This is a genomic window from Mycobacterium hainanense, from assembly GCF_041890355.1.
GTDB lineage: Bacteria > Actinomycetota > Actinomycetes > Mycobacteriales > Mycobacteriaceae > Mycobacterium > Mycobacterium hainanense.
The window spans coordinates 1,185,635-1,205,045 of sequence record NZ_CP169059.1; the positions used below are offsets into that span (position 1 = coordinate 1,185,635).

Sequence of the window (19,411 nt, forward strand, 5' to 3'; positions counted from 1 at the left end):
ATCCCGCGATGATCCGGTACCAACGGCCCCAGCGCGTGCCGCTGCGCGCCACCAGCTCGTTGTCCCTGCGGTGGCGCGTCATGCTGCTGGCGATGTCGATGGTGGCCATGGTCGTCGTGCTGATGGCGTTCGCCGTCTACGCGGTGATTTCGGCTGCGCTGTATAGCGATATCGACAACCAGCTGCAGAGCCGGGCGCAACTGCTGATCGCCAGCGGCTCGCTGGCCGCCGATCCCGGGAAGGCCATCGAAGGCACCGCCTATTCGGACGTCAATGCGATGCTGGTCAACCCCGGCCACTCGATCTACACGGCGCAACAGCCGGGTCAGACGCTGCCGGTCGGCGCGCCGGAAAAGGCGGTGATCCACGGCGACCTGTTCATGTCGCGGCGCACCGCATCCGATCAACGAGTCCTGGCCATTCACTTGCCCAACGGCTGCTCGCTGTTGATCTCCAAGAGCCTCAAGCCGACCGAGGCCGTGATGACCAAGCTGCGCTGGGTGCTGCTGATCGTCGGCGGCATCGGTGTCGCGGTCGCCGCGGTGGCGGGCGGCATGGTCACCAGGGCGGGGCTGCGCCCGGTGGCTCGCCTGACCGAGGCGACCGAACGGGTCGCGCGCACCGACGACCTGCGGCCCATCCCGGTGTTCGGTAGCGACGAATTGGCCAGGCTCACTGAGGCTTTCAACTTGATGCTGCGGGCACTGGCCGAATCCCGCGAGCGCCAGGCGCGGCTGGTCACCGACGCGGGGCACGAATTGCGCACCCCGCTGACGTCGTTGCGCACCAACGTCGAACTGCTGATGGCCTCCATGGAGCCGGGTGCGCCACGGCTGCCCGACCAGGAGATGGTCGAGCTTCGCGCCGACGTGCTGGCGCAGATCGAGGAATTGTCCACGCTGGTGGGTGATCTCGTTGATCTCACCCGCGATGACGCCGGCCAGGTGGTGCACGAACCGGTCGACATGTCCGAGGTAATCGACCGCTGCCTGGAGCGAGTCAGGCGGCGGCGCAACGACATTCACTTCGACGTCGCCGTGACCCCCTGGCAGATGTACGGCGACGCGGCGGGTCTGTCGCGCGCCGTGCTGAACCTGATGGACAACGCGGCCAAGTGGAGCCCGCCGGGCGGTCGCGTCGGCATCACCATGCGGCAACTCGACCCGTCGCACGCCGAGTTGGTGGTTTCCGATCAAGGCCCGGGCATTCCGCCGCACGAACGCCGGCTCGTGTTCGAGCGGTTCTACCGTTCGACGACAGCGCGCGCCATGCCGGGTTCGGGGCTCGGGCTGGCGATCGTCAAGAAGGTGGTGCTCAATCACGGTGGATTGCTGCGTGTCGAGGACACGGTGCCGGGCGGACAGCCGCCGGGGACTTCGTTCTACGTGCTGCTGCCCGGCCGGCCGATGCCGCCGTCGGCGTATCCGGCACCGTCGAGCGGCAACGGCGGGGAAGAATCCGCCACGGAACCCACGGTTCCAGTGACCGGCCAGTCGAACTCTCGGGAACCCGCGAACGTTATCTCAGTGGACTCTCAGTCCGGCCGGGCAACGTAGGTCTGCAGCTACTACTGTTGAAGAGCCCTGTCGAACTGACGAGCCGAATACTGAGATAGAGGAAGAGCGACCTAGCGCTATGACGAATGACCCGAGGTATTCGCCACCGCCGCAGCAGCCGGGATACCACCCCGCGCCGAATCAGCCTGCGCCCACCCCGAGTCACCCGGGGACCTCTGCCTACGGCCAGGGGCATCAGCAACCGTATGGCCAGCAGTTTGACTGGCGGCATCATTCGCAGACGAGCCAATTCCGCCAGCCGTACGACCCGTTCAGCGGCACCGGTCCCGGCCGGATCCCCGGCGGAACCGGGGTAGGCCCGATTCCCGGGGCCACCGGCACCGGACCGATTCCCGGCATGATGCCTCCGATGCCTCCGGGCCCTCAAAAGCGTTCTCGCGCCGGGCTTTTGGCGGTCGGCGCGCTGACCATCGCGGTGGTTTCGGCCGGCATCGGCGGGGCTGCGGCGACGGCGGTCGAGCTGGGTACGCATTCGACCAACAGCAATGGACACACCGTCATCGGCGCGCCGAGCGTTCCGGCGGCCAACATGCCGCCGGGCAGCGTCGAACAGGTCGCCTCCAAGGTGGTGCCCAGCGTCGTCATGCTGGAGACGGATCTGGGCCGCCAGTCCGAGGAGGGCTCCGGCATCATTCTTTCTGCCGACGGGCTCATCCTGACCAACAATCACGTGGTCGCGGCGGCCGCGGGGCCACCGAAGGCGCCGGTGGTTCCCGGTGCGCCTCCCGGTGCGCCTTCCGGCGGTCCAGCCGGGCCGGCTCCTAAGACAACGGTGACGTTCGCCGATGGCCGCACCGCACCGTTCACGGTCGTCGGCGCCGACCCCACCAGCGACATCGCGGTGATCCGCGTGCAGGGCATGTCCGGGTTGACGCCCATCTCCCTGGGCTCCTCGTCGGACCTGCGCGTCGGCCAACCGGTGGTGGCCATCGGGTCGCCGCTCGGCCTGTCCGGCACCGTGACCACCGGGATCGTCAGCGCGCTGAACCGGCCGGTGTCGACCACCGGTGAGTCGGGCAACCAGAACACCGTGCTGGACGCGATCCAGACCGACGCCGCGATCAACCCGGGTAACTCCGGTGGCGCGTTGGTCAACATGAATGGCCAGCTGGTCGGCGTGAACTCGGCGATCGCCACCTTGGGTGCGGACTCGCCGGATGCTCAGAGCGGCTCGATCGGCCTCGGTTTCGCCATTCCGGTCGATCAGGCCAAGCGCATCGCCGACGAGCTGATCAGCAGCGGTAAGGCGTCCCACGCCTCGCTCGGCGTTCAGGTGACCAACGACAAGGGCTCCCCGGGCGCCAAGGTCGTCGACGTGGTGCCGGGCGGTGCGGCCTCGACCGCCGGAGTGCCCAAGAACGTGATCGTCACCAAGGTGGACGACCGGCCGATCAACAGCGCCGACGCCTTGGTCGCCGCGGTGCGGTCCAAGGCGCCCGGTGACAAGATTTCGCTGACCTTCCAGGATCCCGCTGGTGGTGGCAGCCGTACCGTGCCGGTGACTCTGGGGAAGGCGGATCAGTAATGCGAGTCGAAGAACCCTCGGCGGCCGGATTGTCCGAGCTCGGTTATACGGTGGCTCCCATGGAAACGGGTGCGGAGTTGGTGGTCGGCCGGGCCCTGGTCGTGGTGGTCGACGATCGCACCGCGCACGGGGATGAGGACCACAGCGGGCCGCTGGTCACCGAATTGCTGACCGAGGCGGGCTTCGTCGTCGACGGCGTGGTCGCGGTCGCGGCCGACGAGGTGGAGATCCGCAATGCGCTCAACACCGCGGTGATCGGCGGGGTGGATCTGGTGGTCTCCGTCGGCGGGACGGGCGTCACCCCGCGCGACGTCACCCCCGAGGCCACCCGCGAAATCCTGGACCGCGAAATCCTCGGCATCGCCGAAGCCATTCGCGCCTCGGGGCTGTCCGCAGGCATCACCGATGCCGGACTATCGCGCGGCCTGGCCGGGGTGTCCGGAAGCACGTTGGTGGTGAACCTGGCAGGGTCCCGTTACGCGGTGCGCGACGGCATGGCGACGCTGAATCCGCTCGCCGCCCAGATCATCGGGCAGCTGTCGAGCCTGGAGATTTAACCGGCCCTACGCCTCGGCGTCGGCGCGCGGTCCGTGCTCCGGCGGCGGCGTCGTCGTGGTGCCAGCGCCGCCGTGTCTACCGGACGAGTCGCCGTTGGTCTGCGCGAGCAGGTCGCGGATTTCGGTGAGCAGGACCACCTGGGCGTCATCCGCCTGCTCGACCTCACCCCGCTTGCGCAGCGTGTTGTAGGGGAGCACGACGAAGAAATACACCACGGCGGCGATCAGGACGAAGTTGATCGCGGCCGACAGCAGGATGTTCAAGTCGATGGTCTGGCCGCCGCCGATGCCGATCTTCAGGATGCCGACGTTCGACTGTTGCTTGACGCCGATCCGGTTGATCAGCGGCGTGATGATGCTTTCGGTGAATTTCGTGACCAATGCGGTGAAGGCGGTACCGATGACCACCGCGACGGCCAGGTCGACGATGTTGCCCCGCGAGAGAAACTCCTTGAACCCTTTGAACATTCAGATGTCCTTCCTGGGATTGGACAGAGTTTGCTGCCACCTGCGAGGCGAACAGCGGCGAGGCACTCAGTGCAGGGTGAGGGTCACCGCTTGACCCAGCGCCGAGCCCGCCACCGTGTTCGCCACGCGAGCCGGCAGCGCAACCAACACTACGCGGTCGCCGTCCCCGGCCTGGACCTTTGGCCTGGCCGACACGAGCACCACGACGGCGTCGGTGGCCACCACCTTCGGCACGGCCTGGGGCGGTTCGGCCCCCGCGGTCGCCGGTGCGGCCAGCACGTCGACGACGTCGCCGACGCGGACAACGTCGATCAGCGCGCTGTCGGCCAGGCGCAGCGGCACGATGCGGGCCCCGGGTCCCGCCGTCGACTCGGCCAGCCGGCTGCCCAGCACCCGGACATCGGTGAGCACCTCGCCGCGGCGCGCCGGACCGGCCAGTGTGGAACCGGCCACCGCCCCCACGTCGGCCAGTGATCCATCGGGAATGGTTGCAGCCAAACGCTTTTCGAGGCGGACATCCGCGGGCGTCAACGCGGCGCCGGGCCGCAGGTCGTGATCGGCGACCACCACCTCGGCATAGTCACCGGCCGGGTCGGACCGCAGCGCCGCCACGCCGGCCAACACGACAAGTCCGCCCGCGCCGACCCGTCGCGCCAGCACCGTGCGCGTCCAATCCGGACGCAGCAGCAGAAGGCGGCCGAACAGGTTTGGGTTCAGCGATGACTCGCCCACGCCGCAACGGTAGGCGCATGGGGGTCAGCGCCGAATGTCGTCGGGCGCGGCCTTTGTGGATAACCCGTCAGCTCGAGGCGGCCGCGGCGGGCGCCGTGGAGCTGCTGGTCGACTTCTCGCTCGATCCGGACTTCTCGCTCGACGCGCCGTTCGATCCGGAGTCGCCCGAGGACGACCCGTTGGTCGAGCTCGCGGACTTCTTGCCGGATTCGCGGCTGTCAGTGCGGTAGAAGCCGCTGCCCTTGAACACCACGCCGACGGAGTTGAAGCGCTTGCGCAGCCGCCCGGAGCAGCGCTTGCAGGTGGTCAGCGCGTCGTCGGTGAAGGCCTGCACGATGTCGAAGCGATCGTCGCACTCGGTGCACTGATAGCTGTAAGTCGGCACGAAAACCTCCGGATGATTGCAAAGTCTGTTTAGCACTCTAGCGTCTCAAGTGCTAGAACCGCCACGTGACGTCACTCATTCCCCAACTGTTACCCCAGATTGAGGGCGACTAGTCCCCGTCGGGGCGTAAGGGCGTCGGTCATCGGAATGTCGTGCGGCTCGGCGGGCAAGTGGTCCACCAATTCCGCGTCGCGCACGACCGCTACCAGCCGCGCGTGCGGGTCCCGGTCGCCCAGCGAGCGATCGTAGAACCCGCGACCGCGGCCCAACCGGATGCCGGAGCGGTCGACTGCCAACGCCGGCACCAGGATCAGTCTGGCTTCCGCGATGGCCGAAGCGGATAGCCATGGTTCCGGCGGCTCCAGCAACCCCCACCGCGCGGACGTCAGTGTGCCGGGCCGATATTCGCCCCAGCGCAACGGCAGCGCCGCGCCGTCGGCGGCGGTACGTGCAACCGGCAGCAGCACTCGTCCGCACCGCCGCAGCAACACGTCGAGCATGTCTATCGACCCGGGTTCGGCGCCCACCGGCACGTACGCGCACACGGTGTCACCGCTGCTCACGATGCTTTCTGCAGCTTCCAATCGCCCGCTGAGCATCCGGGCCTCTTCGGCGCGCACCTGATCGGCAACGCGGCGGCGGGCCGCCTGCAGCTGGGCCCGCAACGCGGCCTTACCGGTGGTCGCCATGCCTCAACCATTGCAGCCGGGTCTTTGGCCGCGCCACATCGACTCGGCAAAGCGCTGTCGGGTTATCGTGTGAATAATGTCAAGCCCAAAAGTGGTGGTCCCACACACGGCGATCGTGCCCGCCGCCGGTCTTGGTACCCGCTTCTTGCCCGCGACGAAAACGGTGCCCAAGGAGCTGCTGCCGGTCGTCGACACCCCCGGCATCGAGCTGGTGGCCGCCGAGGCGGCCGAGGCGGGCGCCGACCGCCTGGTGATCATCACCTCCGAGGGCAAGGACGGCGTCGTCGCGCACTTCGTCGAGGACCTGGTCCTCGAGGGAACGCTGGAGGCGCGCGGAAAGAAGGCGATGCTCGACAAGGTGCGCCGCGCGCCGCAGCTGATCAAGGTCGAGTCGGTCGTGCAAGCCGAACCGCTCGGCCTGGGACATGCCATCGGCTGCGTGGAACCCACGCTGACGTCCGACGACGACGCCGTGATGGTGCTGCTGCCCGACGACCTGGTGCTGCCGACCGGCGTCCTCGAGACGATGTCGAAGGTGCGGGCGCAGTACGGCGGCACGGTGTTGTGCGCCATCGAGGTGGCGCCCGAAGAGGTCAGCGCCTATGGGGTTTTCGACGTGGAGCCGGTGCCGGGCGACGGCAGCCCGGACGTGCTGAAGGTCAACGGCATGGTGGAGAAGCCCAAGCGTGAGGACGCCCCGTCGCTGTTCGCCGCGGCGGGCCGCTACGTGCTCGACCGCGCCATCTTCGACGCGTTGCGCCGAGTCCACCGCGGCGTGGGCGGCGAAGTCCAGCTCACCGATGCGATCGCCTTGCTCATCGCGGAGGACCACCCGGTGCACGTCGTCGTGCACCGCGGATCTCGACACGACTTGGGAAATCCCGGCGGCTACCTCAAGGCTGCGGTTGACTTTGCATTGGATCGTGACGACTACGGCCCGGATTTGCGGCGATGGTTGGTGGCGCGGTTAGGCCTGGCCGAGAAGTAGCCGGCCGATACGCCCGGCCCGACGGCGCCCGTCAGGGCATAGAGAGGGCAGGGCCCGCCAGGGCAGAGAGGCGCGCGCTGTGCGTTCTGTTGAAGAGCAGCAGGCCCGGATAACCGCTGCCGCGGTGGCCCCGCGGCCCATCCGGGTGGCCATCGCCGAGGCGCAAGGACTGATGTGTGCCGAGGAAGTGGTCACCGAACGGCCCATGCCCGGCTTCGATCAGGCCGCGATCGACGGCTACGCGGTGCGCAGCGTCGACGTGCTGGGCATCGGTGAAGTGGGTGCCGACAGCCTGCCCGAGCCTCCGGGGGACGCCGAGCTGGACGAAGACCGGCGCGAGGGTCTGGTCCTGCCGGTGATGGGAACCGTGGAGGCCGGCGCGCGCACACCCAGCCGCCTGCAACCCCGCCAGGCCGCCCGCGTGCACACGGGCGCCCCGCTACCCACGCTGGCCGACGCTGTGATCCCGTTGCGCTGGACCGACGGCGGGAGCAAGCGGGTGCGGATCCTGCGTGGCGCGCCGTCGGGCGCCTACGTGCGCCGCACCGGCGACGACGTCCAGCCCGGTGATGTCGCGGTGCGTGCCGGCACCGTGATCGGCGCGGCCCAGGTCGGGCTGCTCGCGGCGGTCGGTCGCGAGCGGGTGCTGGTGCATCCGCGGCCCCGGGTGACGGTATTGGCCGTCGGTGGTGAACTGGTCGACATTTCGCGCACCCCGGGCAACGGCCAGGTATACGACGTCAACTCCTATGCGCTGGCGGCCGCGGCCCGCGATGCCGGCGCGGAGGTCAACCGCCTCGGCATCGTCAGCAATGACCCCAAGGAGTTCCGCGACACCATCGAGGGCCAGATCAACCGCGCCGAGGTGATGGTGATCGCCGGCGGGGTGGGCGGCGCCGCGGCCGAGTCGGTGCGCTCCGTCCTTTCCGAGCTGGGGGAGATGGAAGTCGTCCGCGTCGCGATGCACCCCGGCTCCGTCCAGGGCTTCGGGCAGCTGGGCCGCGACGGCGTCCCGACGTTTCTGCTGCCCGCCAACCCGGTCAGCGCGCTCGTGGTCTTCGAGGTGATGGTGCGGCCGCTGATCCGGCTCTCGCTGGGCAAGCGTCAGCCGATGCGCCGCGTCGTGCAGGCCCGCACGCTGTCGCCGATCACGTCGGTCGCCGGGCGCAAGGGTTACCTGCGCGGCCAGCTGATGCGCGACCAGGAGACCGGTGAATATCTGGTGCAGGCACTCGGCGGGCCGCCCGGGGCGTCCTCGCACCTACTGGCCACCCTCGCCGAAGCGAACTGCCTCGTGGTGGTGCCCAGCGGGGCCGAACAGATCCGCACCGGCGAAATCGTCGATGTCGCCTTCCTGGCTCAGCGCGGTTAAGTGCAACGACTCCGCCAGCTCGTGAACCTGTTGCGCACCAACGCCCGTCACCCGGGTTGGCCGCTGGACGTCGGGCCGTTGCGGGTTCCGGCGGGCGTCGTCCGGCTGCGGGCGGTGCGGATGCGCGACGGCGCCCAGTGGAGCCGCATCCGGTTGGCCGACCGCGCGCACCTCGAGCCGTGGGAGCCCAGCGCGGACACCGATTGGACGACCCGGCACGCGGTCGCCGCGTGGCCGGCGCTGTGCTCCGGCCTGCGTGCCGAGGCGCGGGCGGGCCGCATGTTGCCCTACGTCATCGAGCTCGACGGGCGGTTCTGTGGCCAGCTGACCATCGGCAACGTCACCCACGGGGCGTTGCGGTCGGCGTGGATCGGCTACTGGGTGCCGCGCTCGGCGACCGGTGGCGGGGTGGCCACGGCCGCATTGGCGCTCGGCCTGGACCACTGCTTCGGTCCGGTGATGTTGCACCGCGTGGAGGCCACCGTGCGGCCCGAGAACGCTGCCAGCCGGGCCGTGTTGGCGAAAGTCGGCTTCCGGCAAGAGGGGCTGTTGCAGCGCTACCTCGAGGTCGATAAGGCGTGGCGGGACCACCTGTTGATGGCCATCACGGCCGAAGAGGTGTCCGGATCGGTGGCATCGACCCTGGTCCGAGGCGGGCACGCCAGCTGGGCGTGACCGCGCCGCCCTCGGCGGGTCCCAACCCCCTGGCCCGCTGTGGCTACCGCGACACGAGTGACTCATGGTACTTGTGAGAGGCAAATTACAGGTGTGTAATTGTCCTGGTCACCAAGACCCGGCCGCGCTGGCCTCCGAGGGGCTTCGCGGAATGGGAACCGAAGAGAGCAGGTCGTCATGCCAAGCATTCCGCAGTCACTGTTGTGGATCTCGCTCGTAGTGCTCTGGCTGTTCGTCTTGGTGCCCATGCTCGTCAGCAAGCGCGACGCCGTGCGCCGCACCAGCGACGTGGCCCTGGCGACGCGGGTGCTCAACGGCGGCGCGAACTCTCGCCTGATCAAGCGCAGCGGTCCCGCGGCGGGTCATCGCAGCGACCCCAACTGGACGCCACCCGAAGAATCGGCCGAGAGCGAGCTCGACCTCGCCGAGGGCGAGGAAGACGAAGAGCACGACACCGAGGAGCTACGGGCCGCGCGCCCCGTCGTCATGAAGTTCGCGACGCCCGAGCGCACCGAGCCCGACTACCTCGACGTCGATGTCGTCGAGGATTCGCAGGCCCTGCCGGCCGGCGTCGAGGCCGTCGTCGAGGAAGAACCCGAGGTCGACGAGGACGACGAGGACTCCGACACCGACGTGGTCGCCCACGCCGGTGACGAAGACGACGAAGGCGACGAGTCCGACGAGGGCTTCGAATACGTCGAGGACTCGTCGGGTCTGGAGCCGGAGGCCGAAGACGGCGACGAGGAGATGCCGCCGCCGGTCCCGCGGAACGCCTCGCGGCGCCGCCGGTTCGACACCAAGACCGCTGCCGCGGTCAGTGCCCGCAAGTACGCATTCCGCAAGCGCGTGTTGATGGTGATGGCCGTCGTGCTGGTCGGCACGGCCACGGCCGCGTTCAAGATTTCGCCTACCGCCTGGTGGGCCTGCGGCAGCGCAACCGCCGTGACGTTGTTGTACCTGGCTTACCTGCGCCGCCAGACCCGTATCGAGGAGAAGGTCCGTCGCCGCCGGATGCAGCGGATGGAGCGGGCGCGCATGGGCGTGCAGAACGCCTACGACCGCGACTACGACGTGGTCCCGTCGCGGCTGAGGCGCCCGGGCGCGGTGGTCCTGGAGATCGACGACGAGGACCCGATCTTCGAGCACCTGGAGTACGCGATGCCGATGCGCAACTACGGCTGGCCCAGGGACTTGCCGCGGGCCGTCGGCGAGTAGCGATCGCATTTCGGCGGTTCGGCCCACGGCTGGTAGCCTGCTAGCGATCAGGGGCTATGGCGCAGTTGGTAGCGCGACTCGTTCGCATCGAGTAGGTCAGGGGTTCGAATCCCCTTAGCTCCACAGAATTTGAGCAGGTCAGGACATTTGCTGTCGGGCCTTGCGGCGCGGTTCGGGTGACCGGCAGGCGCACCATCACCTACCTACACTTACCCCGTGTCCCAAACATTGCGTGTGGATACGGGCGCCATGCAGGCGATGGCGACCCGTTGGAGCGCTTTGGCCGGCGACCTTGCTGACGCGGCCACGCCGCCCAGGCCGGGTTTGTCCTGTCAGCCCAGCGCGGGCGCGGTCACCGCGGCCCATGGCGACGTCGCGCTGTTCACGAGCGGGCTGTCCGCCCGGGTCGACGCACGGGCCACCGCGGTCGCTGCAGCGGATCAACGCTATGCGTCCACCGAAGCCGCGTCGGTAGCCGAATTCGATGGGCTGGCCCCGTCGCGTATCGCCGTGTAGCCATGGCGGGGGTCGCGGGGGTTCCCGGTTTGTCAGCGCTGTTGGCCTGGCCGACCGACCACCTGACCGAGGCGGCCGATTACTGGGAGATCGTCAGCGAGCGCAGTTATGGCGTCGCCCACCAGGTGTGGCGGGACGCGCTCTCGGTCGATTGGCACGGCGACGCCGCTGTCGCGATGCGCGGCGCGGCGTACGCCGATATGACCAGCACGACCGCGGTTGTCGACCAACTCCGAGCGGCGGCCGCCGTCGCGCGCCGCGCGGCGTCGGATCTCACTGCGGCACGCTCCCGTGTGCGTTACGCCGTCGAAGACGGTCGCAACGCGGGATTCGTTGTCGGCGAAGACCTTTCAGTTCGCGACCGGATGGTTGGCGGCTCGGCCGCGCAGCGGGCCGCTCGGCAAGCCCAGGCGCAGGCCTTGGCCGGTGATATCCGTCAGCGGGCCGCGCAACTCGTGAGCGTCGACCAAGCTGCCGCAGGCAAAATCCGCGCCGCGGTCGCCGGCATCCGCGATACCTTCCCGGCTGGCAGCCACGTTCGTGGCGTCGACAACCACGCCTTCAAAGATGCGCCGCAGCCGGCGATGTCACGCGAGCAAGCCAAGGCGGTCCTGCGAGATGTCAACAGGAAGATTTGGGAGCACAACAATATCGATAAGCCGGTCATTGATCGGCTGCCGCCCAATGATCCGCGACGAGCCGATTTCAACTTCGAGGCTGAGCAGCTGAACGCGGAAAAGCGGCAATATCTCGACGTCTTATTCCATCAGCATCCGCCGGAATCCGTCGTCGGTCCGCATGGGGAGCAGCTGCCAGGTGTACCTGCCGGCGAGAGCGCAACGGGGCCAGCGGATTCCGGGAAGGGTTGGCTGTTCCCCATCCAGCCGGGGCAGGGGGCCTGTGACCCGCGGGTGGCGACTATCCGCGTCATGGAGCCGACGCCCCAATATCCAAATGGTTATGTAGTGTACATGAATGGCATGGGACAAACGGTGAACCCTTTCACCGGGCGGACAATTCCACCATCGGACGACTTCGCGCACATACCGTTGCCGGAGTGAGGAGAAACCACTTCCAATGAGTGTTTATCCGGTCAGTCAGCTTTACGAATTCACGCCGGAGGTGCAACCTACGACGTCACCGCGACGGAACCCCCTGGTTTATGTGGGCGCGCTGGACGAGGCCGAGTTCATCGATATGCGCCTGTCTCCCCAACGCTCCCGCGTCGGCGTGCTGTGCGCCATTCAATGGTGCCGTGGCTTCGAGGGTTCCAATGCGGCTCTTGTCGTGCTGACCGGCGTGGGTGGTGTCAGCTGGTCGAACGACGACGAGCTGAGTCGGCGTCCTTGGCACGCTCAATACGGCGATTGGGAGCCGAAGCGCCCCGAGAGCGCCGGAGCACCGTTTCCGGCGTGGAACGCCGGCGATGATGATTCGTGGGCGGTTGGTGCGTCTTCGCCGGCAGAGGCGGTCGGCTCGTCACCGGACTACATTTTGCAATTCGGCCGATTGTCGGTATCGGGTCAATCCGCTCGAATTTATATCGGGCGTATCGAGGGATTGGCTGAGGCTCCGCCGGATATGGGTGAACTTCCCGACGCTGAAATTATCGCGGGATTCCCGCAATGGTCATCATTACTGGAAGTCCGCGAGTATTACTCGTATCCCTGATCACGCGGCGCGTTTTTGCAGCGGCAAGCGGCGGGTGAAACGTTGCACGGCTTCGGCAGGAGGGGAGGGGCTGAACTGGGGGGACGCCTCGCGTGACAACCCTCTTCTTGAGCAGTACGGTCCGGCATCGGGTTGTTCCTACGGGACACGGTTCAGCCCCTCCTGCGTCGAGTGTGCTCCGCCGGGAGCCACTAGGCGTAGCCGGAGACCCAAGACCGTTCAGATTCTGAACTAATTTTTCGCTTATTGGCTCGGTACATGCGCATCACGGGTGCGCGACGAGGTACGTTTCGTTGCCCAGGCCGGCGGTGAGCTCCTCGACGTCGAAGGGCCGGTCGAGCCGGGCGTGCAATGCCTTCGGGTCGATCAGCAAGCTGATTTCGGCCGTTTGGCGGGCGAGCAGGCGCCCGATGAGCGGATAGATGCGGCGCATGATCGCGCGCTCGCCGGCGGTGCAACGCGACGCGCAGTAACCGACGTGGCCTATCTCGTCGGTGAGGATGTCGCTGTAGAGCAGTTCGATTCGCTCGGCGACGTCCGGTTCGTCGGCGAACAGTTCCCTTCCGGCGCGGCGCAATTCATCGAACATGATGCAGCCCGCCATCTCTGCGGCCCCGACGAACAGAAAGCCCAACCGCGCGGGCATGAACACCCCGGTTTTGACGAACTGTCGCATCACGAAAGGCGGGGGAACCACTTGGAATGTCAGATCGAAGATGTCGAGCGCATACGCGAGTAGGCGGGTGTGGTAGTGCTCTTCGAGTTCGAGGTAGACGTTTTCGGGCGGCAGGTTCTCATCGCTGTTTCGCCCGTAGGTTTCGCCGAGCCCGACGCCGAATCGTTCCGCCTGATTGAGTTTGGCCGTCGCCAGTAGGAAGAGCATCTTTCGGTCCAGCCCGGCCTCCGGGCGACGGCGGCGCAGGTTGCGGTGGAATGTCTGTTGATCGACGGGGTGCGCCGACCGGACGGGATTGGCCTCGAGTTGAGCGAAGAACTGCTCGCGATTGGCCAGCCGCCTGTTGAGCAGGTCTGCCTCGCCGTCGCGCCTGGCCAGGAAATCCCGATAACCCTGGATGCCGGTGTTGTTCATCGCTTCTCCATCCCGTTGACACTCGTTGACACATAACGACTTAACAGCGCAGGGTCGTGTGATCCGATAGCGAGCAGCGCAAAGAGCCCGGTGAGAAAGAACATCGCCAGTTCCGTGGCGTCCGCGTCGGACGAGACTTGTCCCGCATCCTGCGCCCGGCGGATCACGCCCGCCAGGAACTGTGCGATTGGGTGCTGCGCCAGCTCTTCTTCAACGGGACGCGATGGCGAGAAATGCAGACCGAGCATGTCACGGAAAACAGCTGTACCCAAACGCTTTTCGGCATCCAGGATCCGCGATACGACGTCCGACAGGATTGTGGCCAAATCGCCCTTGGCGTCGCCGAGTTCGCCGACGATCCGCCTCTCCTCGTCGCGCTCCAGCTCGGCGAGCACGTGCTCCTTCGTCGGGAAGTGGAAATAAAACGTTCCCCGCACCACGCCCGCCGCGGCGGCGATGGCACTCACGTCTGCCGCGGCCAACCCGCGCCGCCCGATCTCGCTTAACGCGGCGTCGAACAGGCGCGCCCGAGTTTCCAGGCGCCGAACCTCCCGCACGCCCGTTGAACCGGAAGAAGCCTGTAGAGGCTGCACGAGGGCAGCCTACGACTTGTCGCTGACGGTCGTCAATGACGGGCGTCAGCCAACCGGTGATGGTTCGGCAAATCCGGGCGCCGGGAACCGCTGCAAGACCGCCCTCGCAACCGCCCGCGCCTCCGGCGATCTGGATGACATCGCGGCGCTTGCGACGATGATCACGCTGTTCAGCGCGGGAGGTGAGTCCACCGCTTCCCTGATCGGTTCCGCCGCTTGGGTTTTAGGGAAGCGGCCGGATATCCAACGGCAGGTGCGCGAGCAGCCGGACCTGCTCGGGCCGTTCTTTGAAGAGGTGCTGCGCGACGAGGCGCCCTTCCGGGGTCACTACCGTCATGTCGTCAACGACACGGAACTCTGCGGCGCCGAACTGGAGGCGGGTTCACGGCTAGTTCTGTTGGGGGGAGCGGCCAATCGCAGTTCGACGACCCCGGCGAGCTTCGCCGTGACCGCCCGGCGGCCCAGGGCCAGATCAGTTCGGCAAGGGAATCCACTTCTGCGTCGGAGCGGCACTGGCACGGTTGGAGGCCAACATCGTTGTGGGCCAACTCCTCGAGCGGACATCGAACGTCACGGCCGCCGAAGTGGGGCGGTGGCTGCCGAGCCTGCTGGTGCGGCGACTTGAACGCCTGGAACTCGCGTACGCGTAAGCGCGATTGCCCGCAACACGACGCGGGTACTGATCCTTGCGACAAGCCACGAACCGAAAGGACCGAATGGCGCCGCGCGAGGACAATGCCACCGACGAGCTGTTGCAGGAACTGCTGTGGGCCTACGGGCCGTGCGGCCAGGAAGCCGACGTCCGTGCTGTGTGTGCCCGCGAACTGCGGCCCGTCGTTGACGACATGTGGGTCGACGACGCCGGCAATCTGATCGGGTACATCGGCGCCCAGCCCCCGACCGAGGGCTCCCGAGGGCACCGTCATCGGGTGTCCTCTGCGGCCGAACCCGGCGTCGCGACACGGGTCATGGCGCACATGGACGAGCTCTCCATGCTGGTCAAGCGGGTGGAGTCCGACGGCACGCTGCACCTGACGCAGCTCGGGACGATGTATCCAGGCAACTTCGGTCTCGGGCCGGTCGCCGTGCTCGGCGAGAACGAGACGCTGACCGCGGTCCTCACCCTGGGCTCAGAGCACACCACCCAGGAGAGCCAACGGATCTGGCAGACCAAGCCCGACCGGGGCGACAAGGCGCTGGACTGGGACCACGTCTACGTCTTCACCGGCCTGAGCCCCGACGAGTTAGAAGCCGCCGGGGTGCGGCCGGGCACCCGCGTGTGCGTCGACCGCAGCAAACGGACGCTGGTCGAGATCGGCGACTACCTGGGCTGTTACTTCCTCGACGACCGCGCCGCGGTGACCGCCCTACTGCGCGCCGCGCGCGTGCTGCGCGACCGCGGCCAACGACCCGTCGATGACGTCTACCTCGTGTTCACCACCAACGAGGAGATCGGCGGGGTCGGGGGCACCTACGCCAGCGGATCACTGCCCGGCACGCTCACCCTCGCGCTGGAGGTCGGCCCCACCGAGCGTGAGTACGACACCAAAGTCAGCGGCGGGCCGATCGTCGGTTACAGCGATGCGCTTTGCGTCTACGACAAGGACGTCGCCGACCGGCTGATGGGCATCGCCACCGATTTGGGCCTGTCGCCGCAGGCGGCCGTGCTGGGTGCCTTCGAGTCGGACGCGTCGCACTCCAAGGCCAGCGGCCTGACGCCGCGCGCGGGCCTGCTGTGCGTGCCGACGTTGAGCACCCACGGTTACGAGGTGATGCCGCGCCGCGCGATCGACGACATGGCGGCGATCATCGTCGAGTTCGTGATGCAACCCGGTGCGCACGCGCGCGGCGAACCCTGATGGCGTCCCAAAATTTGCCTGAACATTGCCTAAGAGCCGCGTGGCGGCACGCGGCGCGCCGTGCTGAGGGTCCTACGGTCGACGGATGAACGTTGACTACTACCTGCAGAAGGTGCCGGTTGAGTCTGTGCGGCCCGGGTTTTCGCTCGCCATCGATCGGGGCGGCGACTACCGCCTATTCCGGGTCGAATGCACGCAGATGACGCAGCGCAGCGGTCGGCCGGTGATGTTCACGCTCACCTCGGAACCCGTCGATGGCGGCGAACCGTGGGTGTTGGAGTGCGAGGCGGGGACGCCGGTCGTCCGGGTGCTCGGCGTAGGCAAGGTGGCCTCCTAGCCGGTCAGGCGGGTTTCGCGGCGACGACGAACTGCAACGCGCGCTGGGTCTGCTGCTCGATGTCGACCAGGCCGGCCGACGAGAACATCTCGACGAAAGCGTGCCGGTCGAACATGGTCAGCCCGATGACGCGCGCGCCATTGGTCATCACAGATCGGATCGGGGGCAGGTCGGGGGTGTAGCTGGTCAGTATCGCAATCCGGCCTCCTGGCCGCAGCACCCGCACCATTTCGAGTGCCACCCCGAACGGCTCGGGCATCAGGTACAGCGCGCCGAAGCAGCAGACCGCGTGGAAGGTCTCGTCGGCGAACGGCAACGCGCGGGCGTCACCGCGGACATAACAGGTGCGCGGGGTGCTGTTGTCCAGGACGGCGCGCGTCAGCATCGGCTCGGAGATGTCGAAGCCGACGGCCAGGCCGCCCTTCGACAGTTGCGCGGCCAGGGCACCCGTGAAATTGCCTGGGCCACAAGCGACGTCGAGCAGCCTGGGCGCGCCGGACAACTTCAGCGCCGACGCCGCCCGCCGCTGTTCGGCGCCGGTCGTGACGCCGCTGGCGATATAGAAGGCGGCGGGGCGCCACAGCCGTTCGTAGACCGTCGCGACGAAAGGGCTGTTCATGGCGCGCTGGGCGAATGTCGGGACCGGAGAACTCGTCGACTCGCCCAGCACGTCGAGGAAACCGTGCCGCAGCGTGGCGGTTTCGGTCAACAGGCCTCGGGTCAGTTCGACTGCGTCGTGGGTCATTTCATCGCTTCCGTGGAAGTTTGGTTAGCGCGGCGGCACTGCACGTTTGCGCCGGCGACCTGCTGCCAGGCTAATGGGCCTCGCCGCCTGGTAGGCGGCAGTGCCTACTATTCATCCGGCTCCCGAGTCGTGAGCTCACATATCCTTGGCGGCCAGAGGGGTGAAGTGGCCAGTACTCGGCGGCGGGCCGCAGCGCCCCTTGAACTCAAGCCGTCGACATTTGAGACATCGGAGCGGTGATTGGCGATCGAGGCGCTGTTTCGTGGCCGGCGGGTGCCCACAACCTTGGTTCCGCTCGCGCTTGTTCTTGTCTTCACCTGGCTGGCGGTGAATGTGCACACCCACGGATGGGCCACGGCGTTCGACGCTCCGACCGCAGCCTGGGTCGAGAACAACGTCAACCGATCTCGAAGCATTGAGAAGGCGTTGCTGCTGACAGCGCTGGTCGGCAACCGCTTCACGGTGGCAACGGCCGCGATCTTCGGCGGGGTCCTGCTGAGTTGGCGCGCTAGTTCGGTGAGGCCAGGCCTCGTTGTGATTGGCACAGTCGCGGGGGCTGTGCTCACCAACACCGCGATCAGGGCGGTCATCTACCGGCCAGTGACCGAAGCGGAGATCCGAGCATTACCGAGCCTGAGTGCCGTACATCATTCGTTCCCATCCGGGCACGTAGCCGGGATCGGCGCACTGCTCGGCATCTTCGCTGCGAGCATTATGGTCGGCCGCAGCCGTGTTGCGCGGGCGCTGGCGGCGGCCTCGGTGGTTGCCGGCATGGTGGTCGTCGCCTTGAGCCGGCTGAGTCTTGGCGTCCACTGGTTCAGTGATGTGGTGGGTGGAGGCCTGTTGGCCGTGGTTTTCGTGAGCATTGGTAGCGCCGCCTTGGTGAGTCGTTCGAATCGCTCAGTAGGTGCCGGCGTCGGCGTGGGCCGTCCGCCCGCGACCATCGGACTCGGTGGCCAACGCGATACGTCGGCTCGGTGAGAGCGCAATAGCCCGGAGCCATTTGTCTTCGTGCAGGTCTTGCGCGAACAGCCGCCCCGGGGCCCTGCCGTCCGCCGGCTGTCTGCGCCCGCCGCCGCGGCTGTGAGACCGATAGTAGGGCTGACGGTTTACAATAAGACGAAAAGTATCTACTGTTTGACGAAAGTGAATCTTCGGTATGTTCGCGGATAGTCTCCCAGGTAGTCGGGGCTGCCACTTGCATCGGGCTTGTTAGGAGCAACATGGGGCGCATCGGCCTTTCCCCCTCGGGGGTGGCGCATCAATGAGTACAGGACGCATTGGGTCGCAAGCGCCGCTCCCGTCAACCCGACTGCTCGATATCAATGACCTTCCCGGTGATCTGATCGACATCGAACTGACTGCGCCGCCGACCAAACTCGTCGGCGACATTGCGGCGGTCCTCCTGCGCCCCGACGAGGGACCGCCCGCGGCGATTCTGAAGATCGCCCGTGGCCCGCTGACGGCCAGCGTACTGCGAACGCAACGGCGCGTGCTGGCGGAATTCGCCATCCACCAAGCAATAACGGAAGAATGGCGCGACCTGCTTCCGCGGGTCCTGGCCTGCGACGACCGCAGGGAAGCGACCGTGTCGGTCGAGTCTTATGTGCCGGGGATGGATTTGGCGGACGTGCTCGCGACGTGTCCGAGCCGTGCAGACGAACTGACCGCCGCGGCCCTGACCGCGATAGCACCGCTGCACCGGCAGACAGCTACATCCGTCATCGTCGACAACGTCTGCCTGTTACGGCGATGGGTCATCGAACCACTGGCAGACCTGACCCATATGTGCCAGCGGCTGGATCCTTCCCTCGTTCCCGTGCTGGAACGGCTGGGAAAGCTGGTGCGGCAGGCCCTCGTTGGCTGGCGCATGCCGGTGAGCTGGACGCATGGCGACTACACGCCGGGCAACGTCCGGGTGGCCGGCGCCGAGGGCCCGGTCACGGGCATCGTGAACTGGGGAGGGGCACGGCCGGGCCAGCCGGCGCTGATCGACGAATACCTGATGATCCTGACCGCGAGATCCCAAGTTGAGGGGACTGATCTCGGCGCGGTCGTCGCCGAGCGGATACGGGAAGGCGGCCTTACAGACCAAGAGCATCAACTGCTGCTTGCCGCACGCGGGCAACTGGATACGAGCATTGGTCACCATGCGTTCATTGACGACCGCGTTGCGGTCCTACTGGCCTGGCTGCACTACGTTGCATGCCTGTGGCGCAAGCACGCCACCCATCCGAACCACCACACGTGGTGGGCCACCATGGTCGCGCCAGTGCTTGACGCCGTAGCGCCACTGCAGGAATTCAGCGGGTCGCACGCGCGCGGCCGGGCCAGCCGGACGCCAAAAGCGTGAACCGATGACCAAGCCACCCTGCCCTGAGGTTGCCGCACCGGCCACTGAGAAGCGTGTCGATGGC

Annotated in this window: 21 protein-coding genes, 1 tRNA gene and 1 pseudogene; 16 read left to right on the forward strand and 7 right to left on the reverse strand. The window is 67.3% G+C overall.

Annotated elements, in window-relative coordinates:
- Nucleotides 1–8: 8 nt before the first annotated feature.
- From ACEL92_RS05715 to ACEL92_RS05725, 3 genes are all read left to right on the forward strand, one after another.
- Nucleotides 9–1,556, forward strand: coding sequence for an ATP-binding protein (locus tag ACEL92_RS05715; protein WP_374024676.1), 1,548 nt, complete (start codon nucleotides 9–11; stop codon nucleotides 1,554–1,556).
- A 79-nt stretch (nucleotides 1,557–1,635) separates the two neighbouring features.
- Nucleotides 1,636–3,102, forward strand: a complete 1,467-nt coding sequence (locus ACEL92_RS05720; protein WP_374024678.1) for a S1C family serine protease — start codon at nucleotides 1,636–1,638, stop codon at nucleotides 3,100–3,102.
- Complete coding sequence (locus ACEL92_RS05725; protein WP_055402749.1) at nucleotides 3,102–3,659, forward strand: molybdenum cofactor biosynthesis protein B; 558 nt, start codon at nucleotides 3,102–3,104, stop codon at nucleotides 3,657–3,659. The genes ACEL92_RS05720 and ACEL92_RS05725 overlap by 1 nt, the downstream gene beginning before the upstream one ends.
- A gap of 6 nt (nucleotides 3,660–3,665) precedes the next feature.
- Here ACEL92_RS05725 and mscL read toward each other — a convergent pair whose 3' ends face one another.
- The 4 genes from mscL to ACEL92_RS05745 form a co-directional block, all read right to left on the reverse strand.
- Nucleotides 3,666–4,127: a large-conductance mechanosensitive channel protein MscL gene (mscL, locus tag ACEL92_RS05730; RefSeq protein ID WP_374024679.1), complete on the reverse strand. Its 462-nt coding sequence runs from the start codon at nucleotides 4,125–4,127 to the stop codon at nucleotides 3,666–3,668.
- Nucleotides 4,128–4,193: 66 nt separating this feature from the next.
- A complete protein-coding gene (locus ACEL92_RS05735; protein WP_374024680.1) occupies nucleotides 4,194–4,859 on the reverse strand; it encodes an SAF domain-containing protein in 666 nt (221 codons plus the stop codon).
- Between the two features lie 67 nt (nucleotides 4,860–4,926).
- A complete protein-coding gene (locus ACEL92_RS05740) occupies nucleotides 4,927–5,244 on the reverse strand; it encodes an FmdB family zinc ribbon protein (protein WP_374024681.1) in 318 nt (105 codons plus the stop codon).
- An 89-nt stretch (nucleotides 5,245–5,333) separates the two neighbouring features.
- A complete protein-coding gene (locus tag ACEL92_RS05745) occupies nucleotides 5,334–5,933 on the reverse strand; it encodes a 5-formyltetrahydrofolate cyclo-ligase (RefSeq protein ID WP_374024682.1) in 600 nt (199 codons plus the stop codon).
- Nucleotides 5,934–6,009: 76 nt separating this feature from the next.
- On the opposite strand from ACEL92_RS05745, the gene ACEL92_RS05750 reads away from it, so the two are divergent.
- The 8 genes from ACEL92_RS05750 to ACEL92_RS05785 all read left to right on the forward strand — a co-directional run bounded on the left by ACEL92_RS05750 (nucleotide 6,010) and on the right by ACEL92_RS05785 (nucleotide 12,370).
- Entirely contained in the window at nucleotides 6,010–6,921 is a 912-nt protein-coding gene (locus ACEL92_RS05750) for a UTP--glucose-1-phosphate uridylyltransferase (RefSeq protein WP_374024683.1), read from the forward strand.
- A gap of 79 nt (nucleotides 6,922–7,000) precedes the next feature.
- Entirely contained in the window at nucleotides 7,001–8,293 is a 1,293-nt protein-coding gene (gene glp / locus ACEL92_RS05755) for a gephyrin-like molybdotransferase Glp (RefSeq protein WP_374024684.1), read from the forward strand.
- Between the two features lie 21 nt (nucleotides 8,294–8,314).
- On the forward strand, nucleotides 8,315–8,968 hold the full coding sequence (locus tag ACEL92_RS05760; protein WP_374026087.1) for a GNAT family N-acetyltransferase: 654 nt from the start codon (nucleotides 8,315–8,317) through the stop codon (nucleotides 8,966–8,968).
- A 177-nt stretch (nucleotides 8,969–9,145) separates the two neighbouring features.
- Nucleotides 9,146–10,183: a gephyrin-like molybdotransferase receptor GlpR gene (gene glpR, locus ACEL92_RS05765; RefSeq protein ID WP_374024685.1), complete on the forward strand. Its 1,038-nt coding sequence runs from the start codon at nucleotides 9,146–9,148 to the stop codon at nucleotides 10,181–10,183.
- 50 nt (nucleotides 10,184–10,233) lie between these two features.
- Nucleotides 10,234–10,306 (forward strand) — tRNA-Ala (locus ACEL92_RS05770).
- 93 nt (nucleotides 10,307–10,399) lie between these two features.
- On the forward strand, nucleotides 10,400–10,699 hold the full coding sequence (locus ACEL92_RS05775; RefSeq protein ID WP_374024686.1) for a hypothetical protein: 300 nt from the start codon (nucleotides 10,400–10,402) through the stop codon (nucleotides 10,697–10,699).
- 2 nt (nucleotides 10,700–10,701) lie between these two features.
- Nucleotides 10,702–11,760: a hypothetical protein gene (locus tag ACEL92_RS05780; protein WP_374024687.1), complete on the forward strand. Its 1,059-nt coding sequence runs from the start codon at nucleotides 10,702–10,704 to the stop codon at nucleotides 11,758–11,760.
- 16 nt (nucleotides 11,761–11,776) lie between these two features.
- Complete coding sequence (locus ACEL92_RS05785) at nucleotides 11,777–12,370, forward strand: hypothetical protein (RefSeq protein WP_374024688.1); 594 nt, start codon at nucleotides 11,777–11,779, stop codon at nucleotides 12,368–12,370.
- Between the two features lie 265 nt (nucleotides 12,371–12,635).
- Here ACEL92_RS05785 and ACEL92_RS05790 read toward each other — a convergent pair whose 3' ends face one another.
- Entirely contained in the window at nucleotides 12,636–13,460 is an 825-nt protein-coding gene (locus tag ACEL92_RS05790; protein WP_374024689.1) for a hypothetical protein, read from the reverse strand.
- Nucleotides 13,457–14,053: a TetR/AcrR family transcriptional regulator gene (locus tag ACEL92_RS05795; protein WP_374024690.1), complete on the reverse strand. Its 597-nt coding sequence runs from the start codon at nucleotides 14,051–14,053 to the stop codon at nucleotides 13,457–13,459. The genes ACEL92_RS05790 and ACEL92_RS05795 overlap by 4 nt, the downstream gene beginning before the upstream one ends.
- A 103-nt stretch (nucleotides 14,054–14,156) precedes the next feature.
- On the opposite strand from ACEL92_RS05795, the pseudogene ACEL92_RS05800 reads away from it, so the two are divergent.
- The 3 genes and pseudogenes from ACEL92_RS05800 to ACEL92_RS05810 all read left to right on the forward strand — a co-directional run.
- A pseudogene (locus ACEL92_RS05800) lies at nucleotides 14,157–14,703 on the forward strand (cytochrome P450); the annotation flags it as partial.
- 66 nt (nucleotides 14,704–14,769) lie between these two features.
- A complete protein-coding gene (locus tag ACEL92_RS05805; protein WP_374024691.1) occupies nucleotides 14,770–15,912 on the forward strand; it encodes a M42 family metallopeptidase in 1,143 nt (380 codons plus the stop codon).
- Nucleotides 15,913–15,997: 85 nt separating this feature from the next.
- On the forward strand, nucleotides 15,998–16,249 hold the full coding sequence (locus ACEL92_RS05810; protein ID WP_067758071.1) for a hypothetical protein: 252 nt from the start codon (nucleotides 15,998–16,000) through the stop codon (nucleotides 16,247–16,249).
- Between the two features lie 4 nt (nucleotides 16,250–16,253).
- Here the strand turns inward: ACEL92_RS05810 and ACEL92_RS05815 are convergent, their stop codons facing one another.
- Nucleotides 16,254–16,994, reverse strand: a complete 741-nt coding sequence (locus ACEL92_RS05815) for a class I SAM-dependent methyltransferase (RefSeq protein WP_374024692.1) — start codon at nucleotides 16,992–16,994, stop codon at nucleotides 16,254–16,256.
- 240 nt (nucleotides 16,995–17,234) lie between these two features.
- Between ACEL92_RS05815 and ACEL92_RS05820 the strand changes: the two genes are divergently transcribed.
- Nucleotides 17,235–17,975 (forward strand): phosphatase PAP2 family protein, encoded by a 741-nt coding sequence (locus ACEL92_RS05820; RefSeq protein ID WP_374024693.1) that lies wholly within the window; start codon nucleotides 17,235–17,237, stop codon nucleotides 17,973–17,975.
- 283 nt (nucleotides 17,976–18,258) lie between these two features.
- Nucleotides 18,259–19,347 carry a phosphotransferase gene (locus ACEL92_RS05825; RefSeq protein ID WP_374024694.1) on the forward strand — a complete coding sequence of 363 codons (1,089 nt, stop codon included), beginning with the start codon at nucleotides 18,259–18,261 and terminating at the stop codon, nucleotides 19,345–19,347.
- The last annotated feature ends 64 nt before the right edge of the window (nucleotides 19,348–19,411 follow it).

What these genes read in the sequence shown, in the direction of transcription:
- ACEL92_RS05715 (WP_374024676.1), top strand. Translation starts at nt 9, where the DNA reads ATGATCCGGTACCAACGGCCCCAGCGCGTGCCGCTGCGCGCCACCAGC.
- ACEL92_RS05720 (WP_374024678.1), top strand. Translation starts at nt 1,636, where the DNA reads ATGACGAATGACCCGAGGTATTCGCCACCGCCGCAGCAGCCGGGATAC.
- ACEL92_RS05725 (WP_055402749.1), top strand. Translation starts at nt 3,102, where the DNA reads ATGCGAGTCGAAGAACCCTCGGCGGCCGGATTGTCCGAGCTCGGTTAT.
- mscL (WP_374024679.1), bottom strand. Translation starts at nt 4,127, where the DNA reads ATGTTCAAAGGGTTCAAGGAGTTTCTCTCGCGGGGCAACATCGTCGAC.
- ACEL92_RS05745 (WP_374024682.1), bottom strand. Translation starts at nt 5,933, where the DNA reads ATGGCGACCACCGGTAAGGCCGCGTTGCGGGCCCAGCTGCAGGCGGCC.
- ACEL92_RS05750 (WP_374024683.1), top strand. Translation starts at nt 6,010, where the DNA reads ATGTCAAGCCCAAAAGTGGTGGTCCCACACACGGCGATCGTGCCCGCC.
- glpR (WP_374024685.1), top strand. Translation starts at nt 9,146, where the DNA reads ATGCCAAGCATTCCGCAGTCACTGTTGTGGATCTCGCTCGTAGTGCTC.
- ACEL92_RS05780 (WP_374024687.1), top strand. Translation starts at nt 10,702, where the DNA reads ATGGCGGGGGTCGCGGGGGTTCCCGGTTTGTCAGCGCTGTTGGCCTGG.
- ACEL92_RS05785 (WP_374024688.1), top strand. Translation starts at nt 11,777, where the DNA reads ATGAGTGTTTATCCGGTCAGTCAGCTTTACGAATTCACGCCGGAGGTG.
- ACEL92_RS05790 (WP_374024689.1), bottom strand. Translation starts at nt 13,460, where the DNA reads ATGAACAACACCGGCATCCAGGGTTATCGGGATTTCCTGGCCAGGCGC.
- ACEL92_RS05805 (WP_374024691.1), top strand. Translation starts at nt 14,770, where the DNA reads ATGGCGCCGCGCGAGGACAATGCCACCGACGAGCTGTTGCAGGAACTG.
- ACEL92_RS05810 (WP_067758071.1), top strand. Translation starts at nt 15,998, where the DNA reads ATGAACGTTGACTACTACCTGCAGAAGGTGCCGGTTGAGTCTGTGCGG.
- ACEL92_RS05815 (WP_374024692.1), bottom strand. Translation starts at nt 16,994, where the DNA reads ATGACCCACGACGCAGTCGAACTGACCCGAGGCCTGTTGACCGAAACC.
- ACEL92_RS05825 (WP_374024694.1), top strand. Translation starts at nt 18,259, where the DNA reads ATGAGTACAGGACGCATTGGGTCGCAAGCGCCGCTCCCGTCAACCCGA.